Below are 18,967 nucleotides of genomic sequence, written 5' to 3' on the forward strand. Positions count from 1 at the left end.
GGTCAGACGACCGGTTGCCGCAGGATCGTGCGGCGCCGGTCGGGAGCCACCTTGCGGAAGTCGCTGAGGTAGATCTCGTGGTGCCTGCCGGCCAGGCGCAGCCCCCGTTCCGGGATGACCTCGTGGTGCATGCGCGCGAGCACGTCGGCCTCGTCGTCGTACGAGCCGACGTGCAGCGTCTGCACGCAGCGCCCCTCCGAGAGCGTCTCGACGCGGACGTCGTCGAGGCGGGCCGGCCGGCGCGGGGTGGCGGCCCGCTCGACGGCGGTCGCCACCATCGCCGGGTCGATCCAGTCGGGCACCATGAGCAGCAGCGTCCAGTTCCACCGCGACTTGTCACGGGCGGCGGTGAACGCGTCCATGTCTTCGGCCCACCACAATCCTTCCAGGGGCGGCACGACGTAGTCGCGCCCGAGGTCGCGTCTGCTGGCGAACTTCAGCTTGTACGCCACCGGGTAGAGCGCCTCGACCGCACCGGTGAAGGCCGGGTCGGTGTTGGGGTCGCCGTGGCCGTCGACCATCAGGTACCGCGTGTCGGGGACGTCGACGGTCCGGAACTGGCCCCGTAGCGCCCGGTACGGGTCCCAGGTCTTCCTGAAGTCAGTCTTGTCGGTCACCGTTCACCCGGACCCGCTCCGCGAGCCACTGCCTTTCCGCCTCCATGAGGCCGAGGGAGTACGAGAACACCTCCCGTGCCGCGAGCGGGAGCGGCGCCTGCGCCCGCTCCGCCTCCCGCACCGCGGCGGTCCGGGCGTCGAGCTGGGTCAGCCGGGTGCGCAGCGCCCGCGCGTACCCGTCCGCCGGCAACAGCGACAGGTTGGCGAGGCCCACCAGCACCGGGTGCGGCACCGGCCGCGCCCCGGCGATGTAGGCCAGCGCGGCGCGCGCCGCGGCCGCGCGGCCGTCGTCGGTGGCGTGGAAGACCCGACGGGACCGCGTGGCGGCGGGAGCCTCGGGAACGTGCAGCAGGCCGCGCTGCTCGAGCTTCGTGAGCAGGTAGTAGATCGACGAGAAACCGATGTCGGTCCACTGCCGGATGCCGCGCCGCTCGATCACCTGCTCCAGGTCGTACCCGTGCTGCGGCCGCTCGACGAGCAGACCGAGGACGGTCAGCTCCGCAGGAGTCAGTTCCGCTGGGGTCAGCTCCACGCCGCTATTCTAGCACTAGAATAGCCGCCGTTCGGAGGGCCCACCTCGGCCGGACGGCCCGCCGCGGGCCGAAGGTCGGCGACGCGCACCGCCCGCCGCAGCAGCCACCGCCCGAGCGCGATGTACGCGTCGGACTCGCGCACCGAGAAGAACTGGTTGAGCGTGGAGTGGCGGGGAAACGGTCCGGCGCCGCGGCCCAGCGCCACGATGTCGGTCGGCATCTCGTCGACGATGAAGGTGCGCATCAGCACCAGCCACCGCGGCGGCGTCCTGCGTGAACAGTCGTCCGGGAACCGGTAGCGGATCCGCTTGACCGGCTCCTCGCTGGTCAGCAGCTCCGCGTCGGCGTCGAACTCCACGCCCAGCTCCTGGCGGGCCAGCGACATCATGCGCAGCGTGTTGCTCAGCCGGGCGGAGTCGATCGACGCGTCGAGCGCGAAGACCACGGTGCAGCGGCGGCGCAGCAGCTCGACGATCCCCGAGTTGTCCCAGTGCCCGCCGTCGGAGATGAACAGCAGCCGGTGGCGCATCGACATCCGGCCCAGCGCCTCGCGCACGACCGCCAGCGGACCGGGTGCGCCGAGCCGGCGCCGCAGCCACGCGATCCGGCCCGCCGCACGGGACCGGCCGCGCTCCTCCCGGTCCCCCCGGATCTGGAACACGTTGGGGATCCACAACCCGAGCCGGAGGTTCAGCATCGCCAGCGCGAGGCGGCTGGTCTTCTGCGTGAAGCGGCCCATGTTCGGTGCGACCGCCGCGCCCGACGCGGCGATGAGCTCGGCGAGGGTGAGCTGACCGACGCGCTCCAGGAAGGGGCCGGTCGGTTCGTACCCGAGCGCCGGCGAGCCCACCTGCGTGGGCGAGAACGAGAACGACGCGCAGCCCTCGCCGAACGCCGACTCGCGCTCGCACAGGTTCACCGCGGCGCAGATCACGAGCTGCGGCACGCCGGGCGCCAGCAGGTCGGTCATCCGGTAGGTGTCGAGCCGGTGGCCGGCGCCGTCGCGGTCCGACCGCGTCACGTACGCCCGCGCCAGGCGGTCGGCGTACATGCCGTGCAGCGAGCTCGCGTTCGCGTCGACGAACGCCATGCAGGCGACCAGCACCACTCCCGCGACCGCGCCGGCGAGCAGCGCCGTGCCCGCCCCGCCGGCGGCCCACACCGTGACGAGGCCGAACAGCGACAGCGCCGCGAGCACGCACGAGGCGGTGAACAGGGTGCGGACGGCCGTCCGGACGCCCCGGCGCGCCCAGGTGCCGACCACCGCCCACTGCGTGCGCACCACGAGCGCCAGCGTCGACAGCACGAGGACCACGGCGACGGCCAGCTGGGCGGCGGTGGTGACCCACGTCGCCAGGCCGGTCTCCACCCAGGTCGTGACCGCCAGCAGGTCCGGTACGAGCCCGACGGCGCCGGCCAGCGCGCAGGCGCGGGCCGCCCAGCGGAGCGGGCGTCGCCGCCGGCCGGCGGCCCCGAGCGCGAACGCGGCGACCAGCAGCAGCGCGACCGCGGCCCGGCGCTGCGTGCCGTAGGGACCCGCGACGCCGTCGGCGGTGGCCCGCAGCAGCCCGAGGGTGTCGAGCAGCAGCCCGGCGACGGTCGCGGCGACGACGATCGCGGCGACCGGTGGCAGCAGGTTGAGGGCGAGGCCGCGCAGGTAGGTCGCGAGCCCGGACAGCAGGTCGCCCAGGCCGTCGGCGAGGTAGCGCAGGTTGCGCCGCAGGTGCTCCTCCTCGGGTGACCCGCGCGACCAGGCCCCGCGGTCGTCCGCGCCCGCGCGCGACGCGAGGAACGCGGCGGCGATGTAGCTCCCACCGGACACCGCCGAGACGAACCGGGTCTCGCGGAGGATCCCCTCCTCCTCCGCCGCCTGCAGCGCGCCGAGCCCGAGGCACGCCGCCCGGACCCCACCGCCCGACAGCGCGAGACCGATCCGGTCGCCCTCCGGGCCCTCGTCGAGGTACGGGAACGTCATGCCGGCACCCACGTCGTCGGGGTGCCGGCCGGGTACACCGGCCGCGCGCCCATGTTCTCCAGCCGCACGTCGCGCGACTTGCACTCCCGCACGAACATCGGGTGCAGGCAGTAGACGTCCTCCGGCGCGAGGTTGAGACTGCCCTCGACGGTGTACTCGAACTCGGCGTTCAGGTAGTACCCGTCCTCCGACCGGAACCGGCCGATGATCCCCATCTGCGCGAGCATCTCGCGGACCTCCGGGTACTCCACCCCGTACGACCGCCGGATCCCGGCGCGGTTGCACATCTGGTGGAGGAAGGAGTCGTCGAACCGGAACGGGAGGTTCGGCAGCAGCCGGTGGGCGATGGCGCGGGCGTCGGGGAACTGGTGCCCGTAGGAGGCGAAGACCTCGGGGCACAGGATCGCCTCCACCTCGGCGACCGCGTCCAGCACCTCCTCCGGACGCACCGCCGGCGTGCCGCGGGCCACGATCGCCCGGTGCAGGGCCCGGTTCAGGATGTGGATGAACTGGCGCGGCAGGAGCTGGGTGTGCCGCAGCATGTACGAGACCGTCGGTTCGGTGACGCCGAGCCGGTTCACCACCGACCGCGGCAGCAGCGCCTGCAGCGGCTCGTCGCCGGACGTGAGCAGCTGCGGGTGCCGCTGCCGCAGGTATCCGGTCAGCCGTGCGTTCGCGGCGTGCAGGAGGTCGGCCGCCGACCACCGCAGCGTCATCGCCTGGGCGAAGTCCTTGAGCGGGTTGGCGCTGATGCGGTTGATGAGCGGCCACAGCTCGCTCGGGAAGCAGCACCGCAGCCGGTAGCCGCCGTTCGCGCCGCCGGTGCCGATCCGGCCGACCAGGTGGAACAGGCCGCGCAGCGTCGGGGTCAGCGTCTCGAGCCCGGGACCGATGTTCTCCAGCGAGTCGATGAGCACGCAGACGGTCGCGCGACGCGCCTTCATGATCTCGCGGGCGGCCCGGATGCAGTGGGTCCACGGGTGGTCGAGGACCCGGAACCGTTGGTACAGCTTGTCGGCGCCCAGGATCGGCTCGCCCGACCCGACCAGTTGGGCGAGCCGGTCGGCGAGGAGGTCGAGCACGATGTCGTCGCCGCGCAGCTCGCCGCTGGCCTCGTCGCGCACCGCCTCCCGCAACGGTTTGAGCTCCTCCCACAGGAAGGACAGCTCGGCGCGCGGGTCGTCGGGGTGGGGGCGGTCGAGCAGGCGCATGGCGACCGGTCCCCACAGCAGCAGGTTCCACACGTCCGCCACGCCCTCCTCGGTGAGGACGATGTCGCGCCGCAGCCGGTTCACCACGGCGCTCACCCGGGAGAAGATCGCGTCGGTGCGCAGCTGCACGCTGGTGCCGTACGGGGTCTGCTGCTGCCACAGCAGCAGCGAGGTCTTGCCCGACCCGCGCCGGCCGACGATGAACGTCGGCGACCGGCTCTTCAGCAGCCGGTTCGGGCTGGCGGTGGGGTCGTGGAGGAGGCTGAGCTCGTCGAGGTCGATCCCCGGCGGGATCGCTGTCGGGCCGAGCGGTTCCTCGTCGGTGAAGACGTCGGCCGCGGTGTGGGATGGCATGTGATCTCCCTGCTGCTCTCCCTGCTGCGGGTCACGGACCCCGGGTTCCGGCGGTCCACCAGGCAGAGAGCGGCCACGCGCGCGGAAAAATACCGTCGGACGCGGTTTGCGCGGTCCGCGCGATTTCCTCAGCCGGCGGGATACGCCCGCGTCTCGGCGGCCTTGACCGCCGCCCACACCTGGTGCCCGGGGCCGAGGTCGAGCTGCGTGGCGGCGCCCGGGGTGATGTCGGCGGCGACCGTGATCGGGCCGGTCAGCTGCACGCGCAGGTTGTCGCCGTGGCGCTGCAGGCCGGTGATCGTGGCGGGCCAGGTGTTGCGGGGGCTGCCGTCGGGGCGGCTGCGGTGCAGGGCGACGGCGGCCGGCGGGAACGCGACGAACGCGTCACCGTGCACGGTGTCGGCGACGGTGAGGGTCAGGTCGTCGATGCGCACCGTGTGGCCGTCGGCCGTTCCGCGGTAGAGGTTGAGGCCCACGAGCCTCGCCACGTAGTCGGTGCGGGGCCGTGCGGTGATGGTCGCCGCGTCACCCTCCTGCACGACGCGGCCGTCCTCGATGATGACGAGCCGGTCGGCGAGCACCAGCGCGTCGAGCGGGTCGTGGGTCACGAGCAGCGTGGCGCCGGGGTGTTCGGCGAGGTGGCGGTGGAGCTCGGCACGGGTGTCGAGCCGGGTGCGGGCGTCGAGCGCGGCGAGCGGCTCGTCGAGCAGCAGCAGATGTGGACGCACGGCCAGCGCCCGCGCGAGCGCGACCCGCTGCGCCTGCCCACCGGACAGGTGGCGGGGCCGGGCTGTCACGTGGTCTTCGAGGCCCACCCTCGTCAGCCATTCGGCCGCGGTCCGGCGGGCGGTGCGCCGGTCGGCGCCGTGCCGTCTCGGGCCGAACGCCACGTTGTCGAGCGCCGTCAGGTGCGGGAACAGCAGGTAGTCCTGGAACACCACACCGATCGGCCGCTTCTCGGCGGGTGTCCACAGTCGACGGTCGGGGCGGTCGACGTCCGTCCCGTCGATCGTGACGTGGCCGTCGGACAGCGGTTGGAGACCGGCGAGGGCACGCAGCGCGGTACTCTTGCCGGCGCCGTTGGGGCCCAGCAGCCCGACCACTTCACCCGCGGCGATGCGCAGCACCACGTCCAGTTCGAACGCGGCCCGGCGCACGACGAGCCGCGCGTCTACGACGTCAGCCATCGGTCTCGCAACGCCGCGAGGATGACCACCGACACCGTGAGCAGGATCAGGCTGAGCACGATCGCGGCGTCGAGGTCGGTCTCCAGCGCGAGGTAGACGGCCAGCGGCATCGTCTGGGTGCGGCCGGGGAAGTTGCCGGCGAACGTGATCGTCGCGCCGAACTCGCCGAGCGCACGCGCCCAGCACAGCACGGCGCCGGCCGCGACGCCCGGCGCCACCAAGGGCAGCGTCACGTGGGTGAACGTGACCCACCGTCCGGCGCCGAGCGTGGCCGCGGCCTCCTCGTAGCGGGTGTCGGCGCCGCGCAGGGCACCCTCGACCGCGATCACGAGGAACGGCATCGCCACGAACGCCTCGGCGAGCACGACCCCCGCGGTGGTGAACGGCAACGTGATCCCGAACGTCGCGTCGAGCCACTCCCCCACCAGCCCGCGGCGGCCGAACACCAGCAGCAGCGCCACGCCGCCGACCACCGGCGGCAGCACCAGCGGCACGGTCACCAGCGCCCGCACGAACCGGCGGCCGGGGAAGTCGGTGCGGGCCAGCACCCAGGCCAGCGGGACGCCGAGCACCAGGCACACGACGGTGGCGACGGTGGCGCTCTGCAGCGACAGCCACAGCGCGGTGCGCACCTCGGGCTCGGCGAGCCGTTGCGGCATCGTCGACCACGGCGCGCGGATCAGCAGCGCCGCCAACGGCAGCACCAGGAACACCAGCCCGATCGCCGCGGGAACCAGCAGCCCGACCGGCACCCGTTGTGTCCGCCGCACGTTACGGTGCCTGGAATCCGGCCTGCGTCAGCACCGACCGCCCCCGGTCGGAGAGAACATACTGGACGAACGCCCGCGCCCCGCCCTTGTTCGGTGCCCCTTTCAGCACGACGAGCGGGTAGTCGTTCACGGCCTTCGCCGACTCCGGGAACTCCACACCGTCCACATCGGACGATGCCGCCCGCACGTCGGTGCGGTACACCAGCGCGGCGTCGACCTCGCCGAGCTTCACCTTGGACAGGGCCGCTCTGACGTCCTGCTCCAGCGTCACCGGCGGCACCGTGACCCCGGCCTTCTTCGCGGCCGCGCCGCACGGCACCTGCTCGGCGCACAGCGCCACCTTCACGCCCGGCTTCGCGAGGTCAGCCAGCCCCGTGACGCCCTTCGGGTTGCCCTTCGGAACCGCGATCACGAGCTGGTTCCGCACGAACGTGGTCGGCGTGCCGTCGGCGCCGCCCGCGTCGGTGACCGTCTTCATGTTCGCGGGCGCGGCCGAGGCGAACACGTCGGCGGGCGCGCCCTGGTTGATCTGGGTCGCCAGGGCCGAGCTGCCGGCGAAGTTGAAGGTGACCTTCGCACCCGGGTTCGCCGCCTCGAAGTCCCTCCCGATCCGGGTGAACGACTCGGTCAGCGACGCCGCCGCGAACACCGTGACCGCGCCCACCTCGCCACCCGACGACGGCTCCCCGCCCGCGCCGCAGCCGACAAGCCCCACCACTATCAGCGCGGCCAGCACCAGCCGCGTCACCGCGCGACCGCCCGCTCGACCACCACCGTGGTGGACTTGATCACCGCGATCGCCACCGACCCCACCTCCAGGTCGAGATCGTCGACCGCCTCGCGGCTCATCAGCGACACCACCCGGAACGGCCCCGCCTGGATGTCGACCTGCGCCATGACGGTGTCCTTCACCACCGCGGTGACGATGCCCCGCAGCCGGTTGCGCGCCGACGACTCCTCCGACCGGGCGTCGGGGTCGGCCGCCTGCGCCCGGACGAACGCGGCGAGGTCGGTGCCCCGGATCACCCGGTGCCCCTGCCCGTCGCGGGTGGCGTCGAGCCGGCCGGCGTCCACCCACCGGCGCACGGTGTCGTCGCTGACCCCGAGCAAGCCGGCGGCCTCCGAGATCCGGAACACTGTCACGCCGGTAGCATACCGTCCGCAGGTGCGGCTGAAAATCTACACGGGACCCGCATCCGCGAGACCAGTATCGTTACATCCACCGCATCTGCGCCCGTTGCCGGGAACCACATCGGACAGCCGCAACACCGCGTGATACCGCATTGACGCTGGCGATAACATATCGACGCTGATGCCGATGACGGGGGAGGACGGCATGGGCACCGATCCGCACGATCAGAGTCCGCACGATCAGAGTCCGCAAGGCCAGAGCCCGGACGGCCAGGCTCCGCACGGCCAGGCTCCGCACGGCCAGAGTGCGCACGGCCAGAGCGAGCCGCCGCCGATGCGGCCCGGGTCATATCCGGGCGCCGACCCGGCCGCTTCGCCGGAGCCGCCACCGGTTCAGCCGCCGCCGGTACCAGTGCCGCCGGTACCGCCGCCGCCCGTGCCACCGTCGGGCTTCCCGGCACTGGGCTTCCCACCGCCCGAGGTGCCGCCACCCGTGACGCACGGGCCGCCCGGCTTCGTGCCGCCGGCTTCCGCACCACCCGCCTCGGGGCCACCCGCCCCGGGACCTCCGGCGTTCGGGCCGCCCGGCTTCGTCCCACCCGCATCCGCACCACCCGCATCCGGACCGCCCGCGTTCGGCGCGCCGGGGGGTGCGCCCATGTGGCCGGCCGGCGCCTTCGTCAGGCCGCCCGCCGCCCGGCCGCCGCACCGCGGTGGACGGCGGCGGATGCTGCCCTACCTGGCCGGTGCCGCCGCGGTCATCGCGGTGGTGCTGGTCGTCGGGTTGTTGGCGGCGCTCTCGTTGCAGGGCCCGATCGGCGGCCAGTCGCGGCCCAACGCCGCCCACTACCGGGACCAGGCGGCCGCACAGCTCGACGCGGCGGCCGAGGCGCTGCTGCTGGCGCCCGGGACGAGGTTCAGCGGCTCGTTCACCGGGCCCGGCGGAGCCCGCGTCCCCGTCACCGCCGAGGTGACCACCGAGGGTTCGACCCTCGCGACGCTCACGCTCGGCGGCGACCAGGTCCAGCTGCTCAGCACCGCGGAGCGCACGTTCCTGCGGGCCGGCGAGGCGTTCTGGCGCCGCAACGCCGCACCGCGCGAGAACCTCGCGGAGTACGCGGCCCAGTGGGTCAAGGTCGAACCGGAGCAGTTCGGCCTCGGCGTGCTCGACGCGTTGTCGCCCGTCCTGGTCGCCGAGGCGCTGTCACCCGGCAGCCTCGTCGGGTACCCGGGCAGCGGCGACGACGACGCCACCCCGGTGCTCGGTGAGACCCGTGAGGTCAAGGGCGTCGAGACGCGCGTGGTGCGGGTCGGCACGGTCGACGTCCACGTGACCACCGCGGAACCGAAACGGATCGTGCGGCTCGCCACGGCCGCCGCTGCCGGTCAGAGCGCGAGCCCGACACCCGGACAGACCCGCACCAGCGGCTACGACAGCGACACGGACGGCGGCCGCTACTTCCTCGCCCGCGCGGCCGGCGACGACTTCGAGCTCGACCTCGGCGACCTCAGCGAGAACGAGGCCGCGAAACTGCGCAGCGACCTCGAAGCCAAGATCAACGAACTCCGCACCTCGGTCGACTCGCAGGTGCGCTTCTCGCTCGACGGTCAGATCACGCTGGCCCCCTGCGGCACCAACGGCTGCACGGCGACGGTCGTCCTGTCGAACAGGATCTCGTCGTCGTCGCCGTACGTGAAGGCCAACCAGCCGGTCACCGCGTCGGTGACCATCGACATGACGCTCGACGGCCGCCCGGTGCGCTCCTGCACGAACACCGTCTCGATGCCGCCGAACGGCTCGGCGTCCACCACCTGCTTCGCCGCCTACACGATCCCGCCCTCGCGGAACCCGCGAACGCACCTGGTGCAGGCGTCGGCGCGCGCCATCGCGCGGGCGGTGGCCGAGGTCGACGTCAAGGCGATGCTCGACGACCTCGTCGCCCAGGCGGCCCGCAAGCGCCGGCCGGACAACGACCCGAGCACCCCGCCCAGCGGGGTCGCACCGAGCGGGGTCGCGCCGAGCGGGGCGGGAGCGAGCGCGCCGACGTCCGGCCGTCCGTTCGTCAGCGAGCTGCCGACCGCGAGCCGGTCACCGCTCACGGCCGACCAGCAGCGGACGCTGAAGCGGGTCGACGACCTGGCGAAGAAGGCGTGCGGCGAGATCAAGCGGGGAGCCGGCGAGAGCGCGACCCAGTGGGGGACGCGCGTGCACAAGCGGCTGGCCGAGCTGATCGCCCAGGAGAACAATCCGAAGCTGTTCGCCGAGGTCGGCTACCTCAACGGCCAGGTGACCACGAAGTACTACAACCCGTGGTTCGGGCGGAAGGTCTGGCGCAAGGGCACGCGGGTTCCCGACGTGGTCTACGGGTCCGACCGGCTGCAGCCGGAGTTCTTCATCGACCTCAAGACCGGCGACACCGGCCTCGACAACAAGTGGTACGGCGAGCTGAACGACCAGCTCCCGCCCGGATACCGGAACCTACCGGTCATCGCTATAAGGTGCTGACCCGTGGACATCCGCCTGTGGTTCGACGCCGCGCGCCGGTTCCTGCTCCCGGAGCTTCCCGGACAGTGGCGCGTCAAGGTTCCGTACCTGATCCACGAACCGGTCGGCTGGACCGCCCGGGTGGTCACCCCCACGCCGTCGGACCACCGGCCGGGCTTCTACCTCGAGGCGATGTGCCAGCTGCTCGCGGTGCCCCGTCGCGACCTCGTCGCCGACAACGGACTGCGGGTGGGTCACGCCACCGTGGGCGGGTACTGGGACGCGGCTCCGGCCGTCGACGCGTACGAGCCGGTGATGCGGCAGCTCGCCGACCTGATCCGGGACGACGCGCTGCCGCACTTCGACCGGTACGGCTCGGTCGACGGCTACCTCGCGTTCCTCCGGGAACGGATGGCGACGCTGGCCGGCCGCGGCGGCGAGTGGATCGACATCAACGTCGACGAGGCGTTGGCGTACACGCAACTGATCCGCGGCGACCTCGCCGGCGCCCGGGAGGCGGCGGGCTACGCGGACCGGGCCATGGACAGTGACGGCCGGATCGCCTGGGTCCGCGACGCGCACGCGCGCGTCACCACGGTCATGGCCGCGGCCGACCGTGACCCGGCCGCGGCCCTGGACCTGTTGCGCGACAACGCCCGCCGCACCGCGAAGGCACTGCGACTGCCGGCACCCGAGCTCTAGGCCCCGTATCGCTGTGCCAGGCCGCGCCCTCGCGCTCGCGCCCGCGCCGCCCGCGCCGTTGTCGAGGCGTGCGCCGATCTTGCACTTGTGGCCGCCCCTATCTGCGGACATATCGCGTTTTGAGGGAGGCCACAGCTGCAAGATCGGCGGAGAGGGGGACAGGGGGCGGCGGGTTGCGCCGCACCCTCGCTCTAGAACGGGACCTGGGTTGTGAGGAGGCCGGTCGGTTCGACGCCGGCCGCCACGGCCGGCCGGCCGGATACGACGCGGCAGAAGTCCAGCGCGTCCAGCGAGACCGGCGCGCCGGTACCGCTGGACCACCGACCGCCCGCCGGACCGGTCAGCTCCAGGACGTACGGCTGGCCGTGCCGCCCGGCCCACTCCCGAACGACGTCGTCGACGAGGCGGCCCTCGTGTTCGGCCGTGACCACCGGCGCCAGGCCGGTCGCCGCGTACAGGTCGAGGCGGTGCATGAACGGGTCGCGGGTGAGGATCACGTCGACCAGGTAGCCGAGCGTCCACGACTCCAGCTGACCGTTGACCAGCTGCCGCTCCGGCAGCTTCCGCCGGCGGACGAACGCCGGAATCCGCCGCCGTCCCCGGACGGCCTTCGGGGCAAGGGCGCGCCACCTGCCGACCAGCTCCTCGACGGTCAACCCCGCGTTGAGCCGCACCTGCAACGCGGTCAGCGCGTCGATCGACACCGGCGCGCCGGCGCGCCTGGCGGCCCGCTGCGCGGCCAGCTGCTGGCGCGCGAGCCGCGGCACGCTGCTGATCATCTCCATCATGCCGACCGAGTGGCCGACCGTCGCCCGCACGTCCCAACCGGTGTTGACCGTCGGCGCGGACCACTGCGCGGCGTCGAGCCGGGCGATGAGCCCGGCGCCCCGTTCGTACTCGGTGGCGGCCAGGCCCATGGCCGCGTCGTGGTCGATGGTCGCGGTCCGCGGCGCGGACCGGCTGCGTTCGGGTGTACCGGTGACGGTCACGGCCGGGTCTCCTCGCTGGTGATGCCGACGTTGTCGGAGAACATGTCGATGGACCGGTCGAGCAGCCGGGACCACCGGTCGCCGCCCGGGTCGTTGGCGAGCTGGGCGTCGACCATGCCGCCGCAGATCGCGACGAAGATGTCGATGTCGCCCGGTCCGGAGACGCCGTGGCGCTCCATCCGGGCGATGAAGCGCTCCATCGTCGCCACGGAGGCCGCGTACGCCTGCCCGCCCGGCGTGAAGCCGGGCAGCGTCCGCAGGTTCATGAGCTGGTGACGGGCGGGGAACGCGACCGCGAAGTCGAAGAACACCCGCGCGTAGAACCGCAGCGCCGCCCGGCTGGTCGCGGGCTCGTCGGCCTCCACGGACTTCTCGTACTCGTGGAACTGGGTCCAGGCGTCGCCGAACATCGCGTCGTAGATGGCGTTCTTCGACGCGAAGTGGCTGTAGAGCGACGGCGCCCGCATGCCGACCAGCGCGGCCACGTCGCGCAGCGTGAACTGGGCGAGCCCGTGCTCGCGGGCCAGCCGCCAGGCCGCGTCGATGATCTCGCGACGGGTAGCCGAACGGCGTTCGTTTTTCCTATCGCGCTTCGGTTCACCTAACACGATTAGGAGTATGACCCGAGCGTATCCGCCGGTCAACCCCGGGTGACCCCAGGTCACCACATCGACACGGAGATCACGCGGCGACCCGACCGGCCCTAGGGTGATCCCATGTCCCCACCGCTGAGCCCGGGGAAGACGCGGGCGGCCCTGCGTACGTCGGCGCGCGTCTCGCTCGACGTGCTGCTCGTCCTGATCATGGCCGGCGTGGCGCTGTGGCTGCTCGGCAAGGCCTGGTCGATCCTCTGGCCGCTGCTGCTCGCCCTGCTCCTCACCACGCTCACCTGGCCGCCGACCCGGTTCCTGCGCAACCGGGGCTGGCGGCCCGCGCTGGCCGCGTCCGTCGTCACGGTGGCGTCGCTGCTGATCGCGGCCGGGATCATCGCGCTGATCTCGGTGCCGGTGGCGGGCCAGTCGGGCAAGCTGGTCGACGGCGTCGTCGACGGCATCCAGTGGTTGCGGGACTGGGCGGCCGGCCCGCCGCTGAACATCGGTGACGACCAGGTCAGCAGCGCGGTCGACGCCGGGATCGGCCGGCTGCAGGACAGCGTCGGCAGCATCGCCACGGCCACCCTCAGCGGCGTGAACGTCGTGGTCAACGGTCTGATCACGACGGTCCTCGCGCTGTTCCTGATGTTCTTCTTCCTCAAGGACGGCCCGCAGTTCCTGCCCTGGCTGTCCCGTCAGCTACCGGGCCGGCTGGCCGTCGACATCCCGACGGTCGCCGACCGGGCCTGGGTGACGCTCGGTTCGTTCGTGCGGTCGCAGGCGGCCGTCGGGCTCATCGACGCGGTCTTCATCGGCGTCGGCCTGTGGATCCTGGGCGTGCCGCTGGTGATGCCGCTGGCGATCCTGACGTTCGTGTCGGCGTTCGTGCCGATCATCGGCGCGCTGTTCGCCGGGTTCGTCGCGGTGCTCATCGCGCTGGTGTCGAACGGGTGGAAGGAAGCGCTGATCGTACTGGTCATCATCATCGTGGTGCAGCAACTGGAGGGCAACGTCTTCCAGCCCATGCTGCAGAGCCGGGGGCTGAGCCTGCACGCGGCGGTGATCCTGCTCGCCGTGACACTCGGCGGAAGCCTGGCCGGCATCGTGGGCAGCCTGCTCGCGGTGCCCGTGGCGGCGTTCGTCGCGGTGGTGTGGCGCTACATCCGCGAACAGCTCAGCGAGACGCCACCGGACCCCGAGCCGGATCCGGCGCCGGATCCCGGCCCCCATTCCGGACCGCAGTCCGGACCGCAGTCCGGACCGCAGCCCGAAGCGGCCTAAGGAAGCCAGCGCAACGCGGCCTCGGCCGTGTCGTCGGGCGTGCTGTTGAACGCGATGGCCGCACCGGGAGCGTGCCGGCGCACGAGGTTGACCAGCGTCTCGAAGAGGCCCAGCAACGGCTCGTGCTTACGGATGCCGCCGCCGACCACGACGCAGGCGTAGTCGGCCCCGGTGAGCGCCTCGGCGACCGCCGCCTCGGGGTTGTCGTCGGGCGCCACGAGGCACAGGTCGGCGTCGATGCCGAGCTCGTCGAAGCGCGCCTGTCCACGCGCGATCGCGGCGACCACCGGCTCCGGGTCCCATCCCGGAATCCGCACCGGATCGAGCCCGATCACCAGTACCCGTCCCCGTCGCATTACCCCTCCAAGGAATCGACCGACCATGGCATGCTGTCACGTCCGGTGCGAACGACGACGACGGGAACCGACATGCCAGACGGATGGCAGTGGGACAGCACGCTGTTCCAGGGCAGCGCCGCCTACTACGAACGCGGCCGGCTCCCCTACGCACCGGGGTTCGTGGAGACGCTCACCGCGGCGCTCGGTCTCGACGGGACCGGCCGGCTCCTCGACGTGGGCTGCGGGCCGGGGATCGTCACGCTCGCCCTGGCGCCGTTGTTCGCCGAGGCCGTCGGCCTCGATCCCGACCGCGACATGCTGGCCGAGGCCGAGCGGCAGGCCGGGCTGCGCGGCCTCGGCAACACGCGGTGGGTCGCCGCGCTCGCGGAGGACCTGCCGGCCGGGCTCGGCGAGTTCCGGGTCGTGGTGTTCGCCAACTCGTTCCAGTGGACCGACCGTGACCGCGTCGCCGCCACCGTCCGGGACATGCTGACGCCCGACGGCGCGTTCGTGCACCTGAGCGACCTCAAGGACCGGCCCGCCGACCCCGAGCTGCCCCTGCCCGCGGTGCCGCACGGGGAGATCGCGGACCTGGTGCGGCGCTACCTCGGCCCGGTCCGGCGGGCGGGACAGGGCATGCTCGTCGACGGCACGCCCGGCCGGGAGGACCTGGTGCTCGCGCGGGCCGGTTTCCCGACGCTGGACCGCCACGTCGTGCCGGCCGGACACGCGGTCGAACGGTCCGCCGACGACGTCGTGGCGTGGGTGTTCTCGATGTCGAGCTCCGCGCCGCACCTGTTCGCCGACCGGCTCGACACGTTCGAACGCGACCTCCGGGGCGTGCTGCGGACCGCATCGCCCGCCGGCCGGTTCGCCGAGGTCGTTCCGCCGACCGAGATGCGGATCTGGCGCAAGTCCTGAGCCGCCCGCTCAGGTGTGACAGTGGCCGCCACCCGGCGTGGCCGGGACGTCGAGGGTCGGGTTGCGGTCGAAGAAGCCTGACGGCTGGAGGCGGAAGCCGCACGTCTGCACCGGCATCACCGGCCAGTCCTCCGGACGCGGGAAGTGCGTCGAGCCGAACGTGTGCCACAGCACGACGTCGGCGCCGTCGATGGAGCGGCCGTTCGCCGTGTACGCGGGCAGCCCGTCGCCGCCCGGATGCTGGTTCACCAGCTCGCCCGCCGGATAGCGCTCGTCGGGCGAGTACGGGGTGACCCACAGGTGCCTCGTAGCGAATGTGGCCCGCCGGGCGATCGGCGCGCCGTCGTCGGCCAGGAGCACCGGCTGCGCCTCGGGCTCCAGGGTGTAGGCCACCGGCTTTCCGAGCCGGTTCAGCGAGTCGGGGTTGGCGACGCGCCATACGCGTCCCACCGCGGGGTCCGCCAGCCGCGGCTCGGACTCGCGCGTCAGGCGGGTCGCGGTGCGGGTGAACGCGTTGCCGTACGGGTTGTCGGCGCCGGTGGGGACCCGCGTCACGTCGACCTCGTCGACGACGTTGCGCGGCCCGTCGACGGTCATGTCGAGGCGGGCGCAGAACAGGTGCTGGTGGAACGGCGCGCCGAGGCCGGGCGCGACCTCGGTGGCCCACGGGCTGTCGGCGCGGTACGCGGAGGTGAACAGGACCCCGGTCGCCTTGACCTCGAGCTCGATCGTCCCGTCGAGGTAGAGGTACCAGTAGAAGCCGTAGTCGTAGTTCCCGACGGTCACGAAGAACGAGACCACCAGACGGCGCTGCCGCCGCGTCTCCCGCGACCCGGTGAACAGGTCGGAGTGCTTCCACAGCACCCCGTGGTCCTCCTCGTGCAGGCACACGGCGTTCTCGACGGTGCGCGGGGCGCCGTCGGCGTCGGGCAGCACCGCGGGGAGGTAGTGGATGTCGCCGAGGCAGTCGCACCCGAGCGTCAACGTGTTCACCTGCTGCCCGAGCAGGTACTCGCCGGCGTCGAAGTAGTTCTGCCAGAACCGCACGCGGGCGGGGTCGGCGTACGGGACCACCATCTCCGCCACCGAGGCCCGGTAGATCACGGGACGGTCGTGGATCGACACCTGGTGCAGCACCAGCCCCTCCCGCGGGTCGAACCCGACCCGGAACCGCCACCCCTCCCAGCTGACCACGTCGTCGTCGACCGTGAAGCTACGGCCCTCCGGCTGGGTGATCTCGATGGGACGCAGCGTCGTGCGGGCCGGCCCGACGAACCCGGGATCGTCGAAGTTGCCCGGCTCGCCGGGGACCGGCAGGACCTCGTGGTCGATGAGGTCGGTCACCTCGCCCCGGATGAGGTCGACGTACGCCACCACGCCGTCGACCGGGTGGGCCCAGCAGTGGTCGGCGTCGTTCTCCGCGACGAACGACAGCACCCGCAGCAGGCGCCGGCCCGGTTCCCCCTCGATGCCGAAGTCGCCGGCCGACAGCGGGCAGGCGCGCACGAGGTCGACATCGGTGACGCCGCGCCGGGCCATCGCCGCGACCCACCGCCCGTCGGCCTTCACGATCCGGTCGACCGCCTCGAACTCCTCCGGGAGGATCGGCGCCTGCCCTTCGGCGCCGGTGTCGACGGTCCGCACGCTGTCGACGGCGGCCCGGGTGAGCGACGCGACCACGATGGTGGTCGCGCCGGTGGTGACGTCGAGCAGGATCGCGCGGACCCGCCGGTCGACCGGGTCGCCGGCGTCGAACGCCAGCACGTCCGCCTTCGGCGGCTCCTCGAGGCAGAGGTTCGCGAACCGGACCGTGTCGGTGACGTGGCCGGCCCTGGCGAGCAGGTCGCGGGCGGCGGTGAACTCGTCGGCGGACAGCCTGGCGAGGGGGTGTGACGGCGCCATGCCCCATCACACCACGAAACCGCTCGATGGATTCAGGTCAGGCGCTTGTGCAGGAAGGCGGCGGCCGCGTCGACGGCCTGCGTGACCCACGGCTCGCGGTCGTAGAGGTCGATGTGCTCGCCCGCGTCGAGCCACACGATCTCCTTCTCTCCCGCCGCCTCCGCGTGCATCGCCGCGGCGAGTTCGGGAGAGCAGTAGGCGTCGACCTTCCCGTGCACGATCAACAGCGGCGTGTCGGCCAGCAGAGGAGCGGCACCCAACGCGTCGAACGTCATCAGGGAGTGCAGCGACCCGCGCGTCACCCGGTTCTCCCACACCGGCGACGCCGACCGCGCGGTGCCGTAGTACGCGTACGGCTCGTCGCCGCCCATCGCGGCCTCGCCGCCGTCGGGCGCGACCGCCGGCAGGTACTCGTCGTACCGGTCCAGGAAAGAGCGGAGAGCGGACCGGTACGCGCCGGCACCCATCTGCCGCGCGAACCACGCCGGGCTGTTGTACGCGCCGGCGATCCCGGCGACGGCGCGCAGCCGCGGATCCTGCGCGGCGGCCCGCACCGCGTAGCCGCCACCGAGGCAGATCCCCACGACGCCGAGCCGGTCGGCGTCCACCTCCGGACGCGCCGCCAGCGCGTCGACCGCCGCCCGCAGGTCGGCCAGCTTGCCGCCGCTGTCCTCGTGACCGCGGCGGCCACCGCTCCCGCCGAAGCCCCGGTGGTCGAACGCCAGCGTCGCGAAGCCCGCCTCCGTGAGCCTCTCGGCGTACAGGCCGACGACCTGGTCCTTCACGCCCGTGAACGGGCCGGTCAGCACCAGCCCGGGCAGCGGCGTACCGGATGCGGGCAGCCGGAGCACGCCGGCGAGGTCGAGGTCTCCGCTACGGAAGTCGATGTGGTGTGGCACAACGGGAAGGTTAGGCTCGCGGCGGTGCCCGGCACCAGAAGGCACCTCGCGGTGCCCGTGAACGGGAGGCTGTCATGGACCTGGTGGTACCCGACGTCCTGGAGGAGAGCTGCGCCACCCGGCAGGCGTTGGAGCGGCTGGCCGCGAAGTGGCGCGTCCTCCTGGTCTACTCGCTGCTCGACGGCCCGCACCGGCACGCGGACCTCCGCCGACGACTGCCCGGCATCACCCAGAAGGTGCTCACCGAGACCCTGCGCGGCATGGAGGCCGACGGGCTCGTCGAGCGGCGGGTGCTCCGCGAGAGCGCGCCGCAGCACGTCGAGTACGGGCTGACCGACCTCGGGCACACGCTGCGCGAACCGCTGGCGGCGATCTGCGCGTGGGCGGTGAAGAACGGCTGAGGTCTCAGACGGCGAACGTGAGACGGGACGGCTCGCCGCGGCGCAGCCGGTCGACATGTTCGGCCACGCCGACCAGCTCGCCCAGCGTCGCGCCCGCGTCGAGGCGCTCGACCACGCGGGCCTCGGTCGCCATCACGGCGGCGGCCGCGGTCAGATGGGTGACGGCGTCGGCCGGGTCCAGCACCACGATGCCGTCCTGGTCGGCGATCACGATGTCGCCCGGGTTCACCGGTACGCCGCCGCACTCGACCGTCACACCGACGGTCGCCGGGCGCAGGGTCGTACCGGCCCGCGGGGTGACGTGCCGGCTGTAGACCGGCAGCGGGCACGTGCTGACGTAGCGCAGGTCGCGGTAGCCGCCGTCGACGATGATCCCCGCCAGTCCCTTCGCCAGCGCGGCCCGGGCGAAGATCTCACCGGCGAGCGCCGGCTCCCGGCCGCCGCCGTCGACCACCAGCACGTCGCCGGCACCGGCCACCTCGATGGCCTGGATGACGCCGAGGAAGTCGTCGCGGCACCGCACGGTCACCGCCGGCCCGCACAGCACCGGAACGGCCGAGCGGCACCGTAGCGCGGGCGACATCACGTACGCGTCGCGGGCCGCGTCGCAGATCGCGGTGGTGTCGACGTCGGCGGCCAGGCGCCGGATGGTGTCCAGATCGGTCATGGCACAAGACG

At 72.8% G+C, this 18,967-nt stretch carries 19 protein-coding genes; 5 read left to right on the forward strand and 14 right to left on the reverse strand.

Annotated elements, in window-relative coordinates:
* Window positions 1-2: 2 nt before the first annotated feature.
* From Voc01_RS17230 to Voc01_RS17265, 8 genes are all read right to left on the reverse strand, one after another.
* A complete protein-coding gene (locus Voc01_RS17230; RefSeq protein WP_203928457.1) occupies window positions 3-617 on the reverse strand; it encodes a GyrI-like domain-containing protein in 615 nt (204 codons plus the stop codon).
* Window positions 601-1,143, reverse strand: coding sequence for a PadR family transcriptional regulator (locus Voc01_RS17235; RefSeq protein ID WP_203928573.1), 543 nt, complete (start codon window positions 1,141-1,143; stop codon window positions 601-603). The genes Voc01_RS17230 and Voc01_RS17235 overlap by 17 nt, the downstream gene beginning before the upstream one ends.
* The gene (locus Voc01_RS17240; RefSeq protein ID WP_203928458.1) at window positions 1,140-3,125 is read right to left on the reverse strand and encodes a hypothetical protein; all 1,986 of its coding nucleotides are present in this window, start codon (window positions 3,123-3,125) and stop codon (window positions 1,140-1,142) included. The genes Voc01_RS17235 and Voc01_RS17240 overlap by 4 nt, the downstream gene beginning before the upstream one ends.
* Window positions 3,122-4,690: a P-loop ATPase, Sll1717 family gene (locus tag Voc01_RS17245; protein ID WP_203928459.1), complete on the reverse strand. Its 1,569-nt coding sequence runs from the start codon at window positions 4,688-4,690 to the stop codon at window positions 3,122-3,124. The genes Voc01_RS17240 and Voc01_RS17245 overlap by 4 nt, the downstream gene beginning before the upstream one ends.
* 128 nt (window positions 4,691-4,818) lie before the next feature.
* A complete protein-coding gene (locus Voc01_RS17250) occupies window positions 4,819-5,877 on the reverse strand; it encodes an ABC transporter ATP-binding protein (protein WP_203928460.1) in 1,059 nt (352 codons plus the stop codon).
* On the reverse strand, window positions 5,862-6,647 hold the full coding sequence (locus tag Voc01_RS17255) for an ABC transporter permease (protein WP_203928461.1): 786 nt from the start codon (window positions 6,645-6,647) through the stop codon (window positions 5,862-5,864). The genes Voc01_RS17250 and Voc01_RS17255 overlap by 16 nt, the downstream gene beginning before the upstream one ends.
* Window position 6,648: 1 nt before the next feature.
* Entirely contained in the window at window positions 6,649-7,395 is a 747-nt protein-coding gene (modA, locus tag Voc01_RS17260; protein ID WP_203928462.1) for a molybdate ABC transporter substrate-binding protein, read from the reverse strand.
* Window positions 7,392-7,790, reverse strand: coding sequence for a TOBE domain-containing protein (locus Voc01_RS17265; protein WP_203928463.1), 399 nt, complete (start codon window positions 7,788-7,790; stop codon window positions 7,392-7,394). Before Voc01_RS17265 ends, modA begins: the two co-directional genes overlap by 4 nt.
* Before the next feature lie 646 nt (window positions 7,791-8,436).
* Here Voc01_RS17265 and Voc01_RS17270 point away from each other — a divergent pair.
* Both Voc01_RS17270 and Voc01_RS17275 read left to right on the forward strand, forming a co-directional pair.
* Entirely contained in the window at window positions 8,437-10,284 is a 1,848-nt protein-coding gene (locus Voc01_RS17270; RefSeq protein ID WP_203928464.1) for a hypothetical protein, read from the forward strand.
* 3 nt (window positions 10,285-10,287) lie between these two features.
* Complete coding sequence (locus tag Voc01_RS17275) at window positions 10,288-10,965, forward strand: hypothetical protein (RefSeq protein ID WP_203928465.1); 678 nt, start codon at window positions 10,288-10,290, stop codon at window positions 10,963-10,965.
* 191 nt (window positions 10,966-11,156) lie between these two features.
* On the opposite strand, the gene Voc01_RS17280 is transcribed toward Voc01_RS17275, so the two are convergent.
* Both Voc01_RS17280 and Voc01_RS17285 read right to left on the reverse strand, forming a co-directional pair.
* Window positions 11,157-11,954, reverse strand: a complete 798-nt coding sequence (locus Voc01_RS17280) for a maleylpyruvate isomerase family mycothiol-dependent enzyme (protein ID WP_203928466.1) — start codon at window positions 11,952-11,954, stop codon at window positions 11,157-11,159.
* Window positions 11,951-12,562, reverse strand: a complete 612-nt coding sequence (locus Voc01_RS17285) for a TetR/AcrR family transcriptional regulator (protein WP_203928467.1) — start codon at window positions 12,560-12,562, stop codon at window positions 11,951-11,953. The genes Voc01_RS17280 and Voc01_RS17285 overlap by 4 nt, the downstream gene beginning before the upstream one ends.
* Window positions 12,563-12,670: 108 nt before the next feature.
* On the opposite strand from Voc01_RS17285, the gene Voc01_RS17290 reads away from it, so the two are divergent.
* Entirely contained in the window at window positions 12,671-13,828 is a 1,158-nt protein-coding gene (locus tag Voc01_RS17290) for an AI-2E family transporter (protein ID WP_203928468.1), read from the forward strand.
* Here the strand turns inward: Voc01_RS17290 and Voc01_RS17295 are convergent.
* The gene (locus Voc01_RS17295) at window positions 13,825-14,184 is read right to left on the reverse strand and encodes a hypothetical protein (protein ID WP_203928469.1); all 360 of its coding nucleotides are present in this window, start codon (window positions 14,182-14,184) and stop codon (window positions 13,825-13,827) included. The two genes, Voc01_RS17290 and Voc01_RS17295, sit on opposite strands and share 4 nt — an antisense overlap.
* A 72-nt stretch (window positions 14,185-14,256) precedes the next feature.
* On the opposite strand from Voc01_RS17295, the gene Voc01_RS17300 reads away from it, so the two are divergent.
* Window positions 14,257-15,087, forward strand: coding sequence for a class I SAM-dependent methyltransferase (locus tag Voc01_RS17300; RefSeq protein WP_203928470.1), 831 nt, complete (start codon window positions 14,257-14,259; stop codon window positions 15,085-15,087).
* 9 nt (window positions 15,088-15,096) lie between these two features.
* On the opposite strand, the gene Voc01_RS17305 is transcribed toward Voc01_RS17300, so the two are convergent.
* Both Voc01_RS17305 and Voc01_RS17310 read right to left on the reverse strand, forming a co-directional pair.
* The gene (locus Voc01_RS17305) at window positions 15,097-16,989 is read right to left on the reverse strand and encodes a primary-amine oxidase (RefSeq protein ID WP_203928471.1); all 1,893 of its coding nucleotides are present in this window, start codon (window positions 16,987-16,989) and stop codon (window positions 15,097-15,099) included.
* A 32-nt stretch (window positions 16,990-17,021) separates the two neighbouring features.
* Window positions 17,022-17,888 (reverse strand): alpha/beta hydrolase, encoded by an 867-nt coding sequence (locus Voc01_RS17310; protein WP_203928472.1) that lies wholly within the window; start codon window positions 17,886-17,888, stop codon window positions 17,022-17,024.
* Between the two features lie 74 nt (window positions 17,889-17,962).
* On the opposite strand from Voc01_RS17310, the gene Voc01_RS17315 reads away from it, so the two are divergent.
* On the forward strand, window positions 17,963-18,289 hold the full coding sequence (locus Voc01_RS17315) for a winged helix-turn-helix transcriptional regulator (protein ID WP_203928473.1): 327 nt from the start codon (window positions 17,963-17,965) through the stop codon (window positions 18,287-18,289).
* Window positions 18,290-18,293: 4 nt separating this feature from the next.
* Here the strand turns inward: Voc01_RS17315 and Voc01_RS17320 are convergent, their stop codons facing one another.
* Window positions 18,294-18,956: an RraA family protein gene (locus Voc01_RS17320; RefSeq protein WP_203928474.1), complete on the reverse strand. Its 663-nt coding sequence runs from the start codon at window positions 18,954-18,956 to the stop codon at window positions 18,294-18,296.
* Window positions 18,957-18,967 lie beyond the last annotated feature (11 nt).

It is taken from the genome of Virgisporangium ochraceum (assembly GCF_016863655.1).
In the GTDB taxonomy this organism is placed as follows: Bacteria; Actinomycetota; Actinomycetes; order Mycobacteriales; family Micromonosporaceae; genus Virgisporangium; species Virgisporangium ochraceum.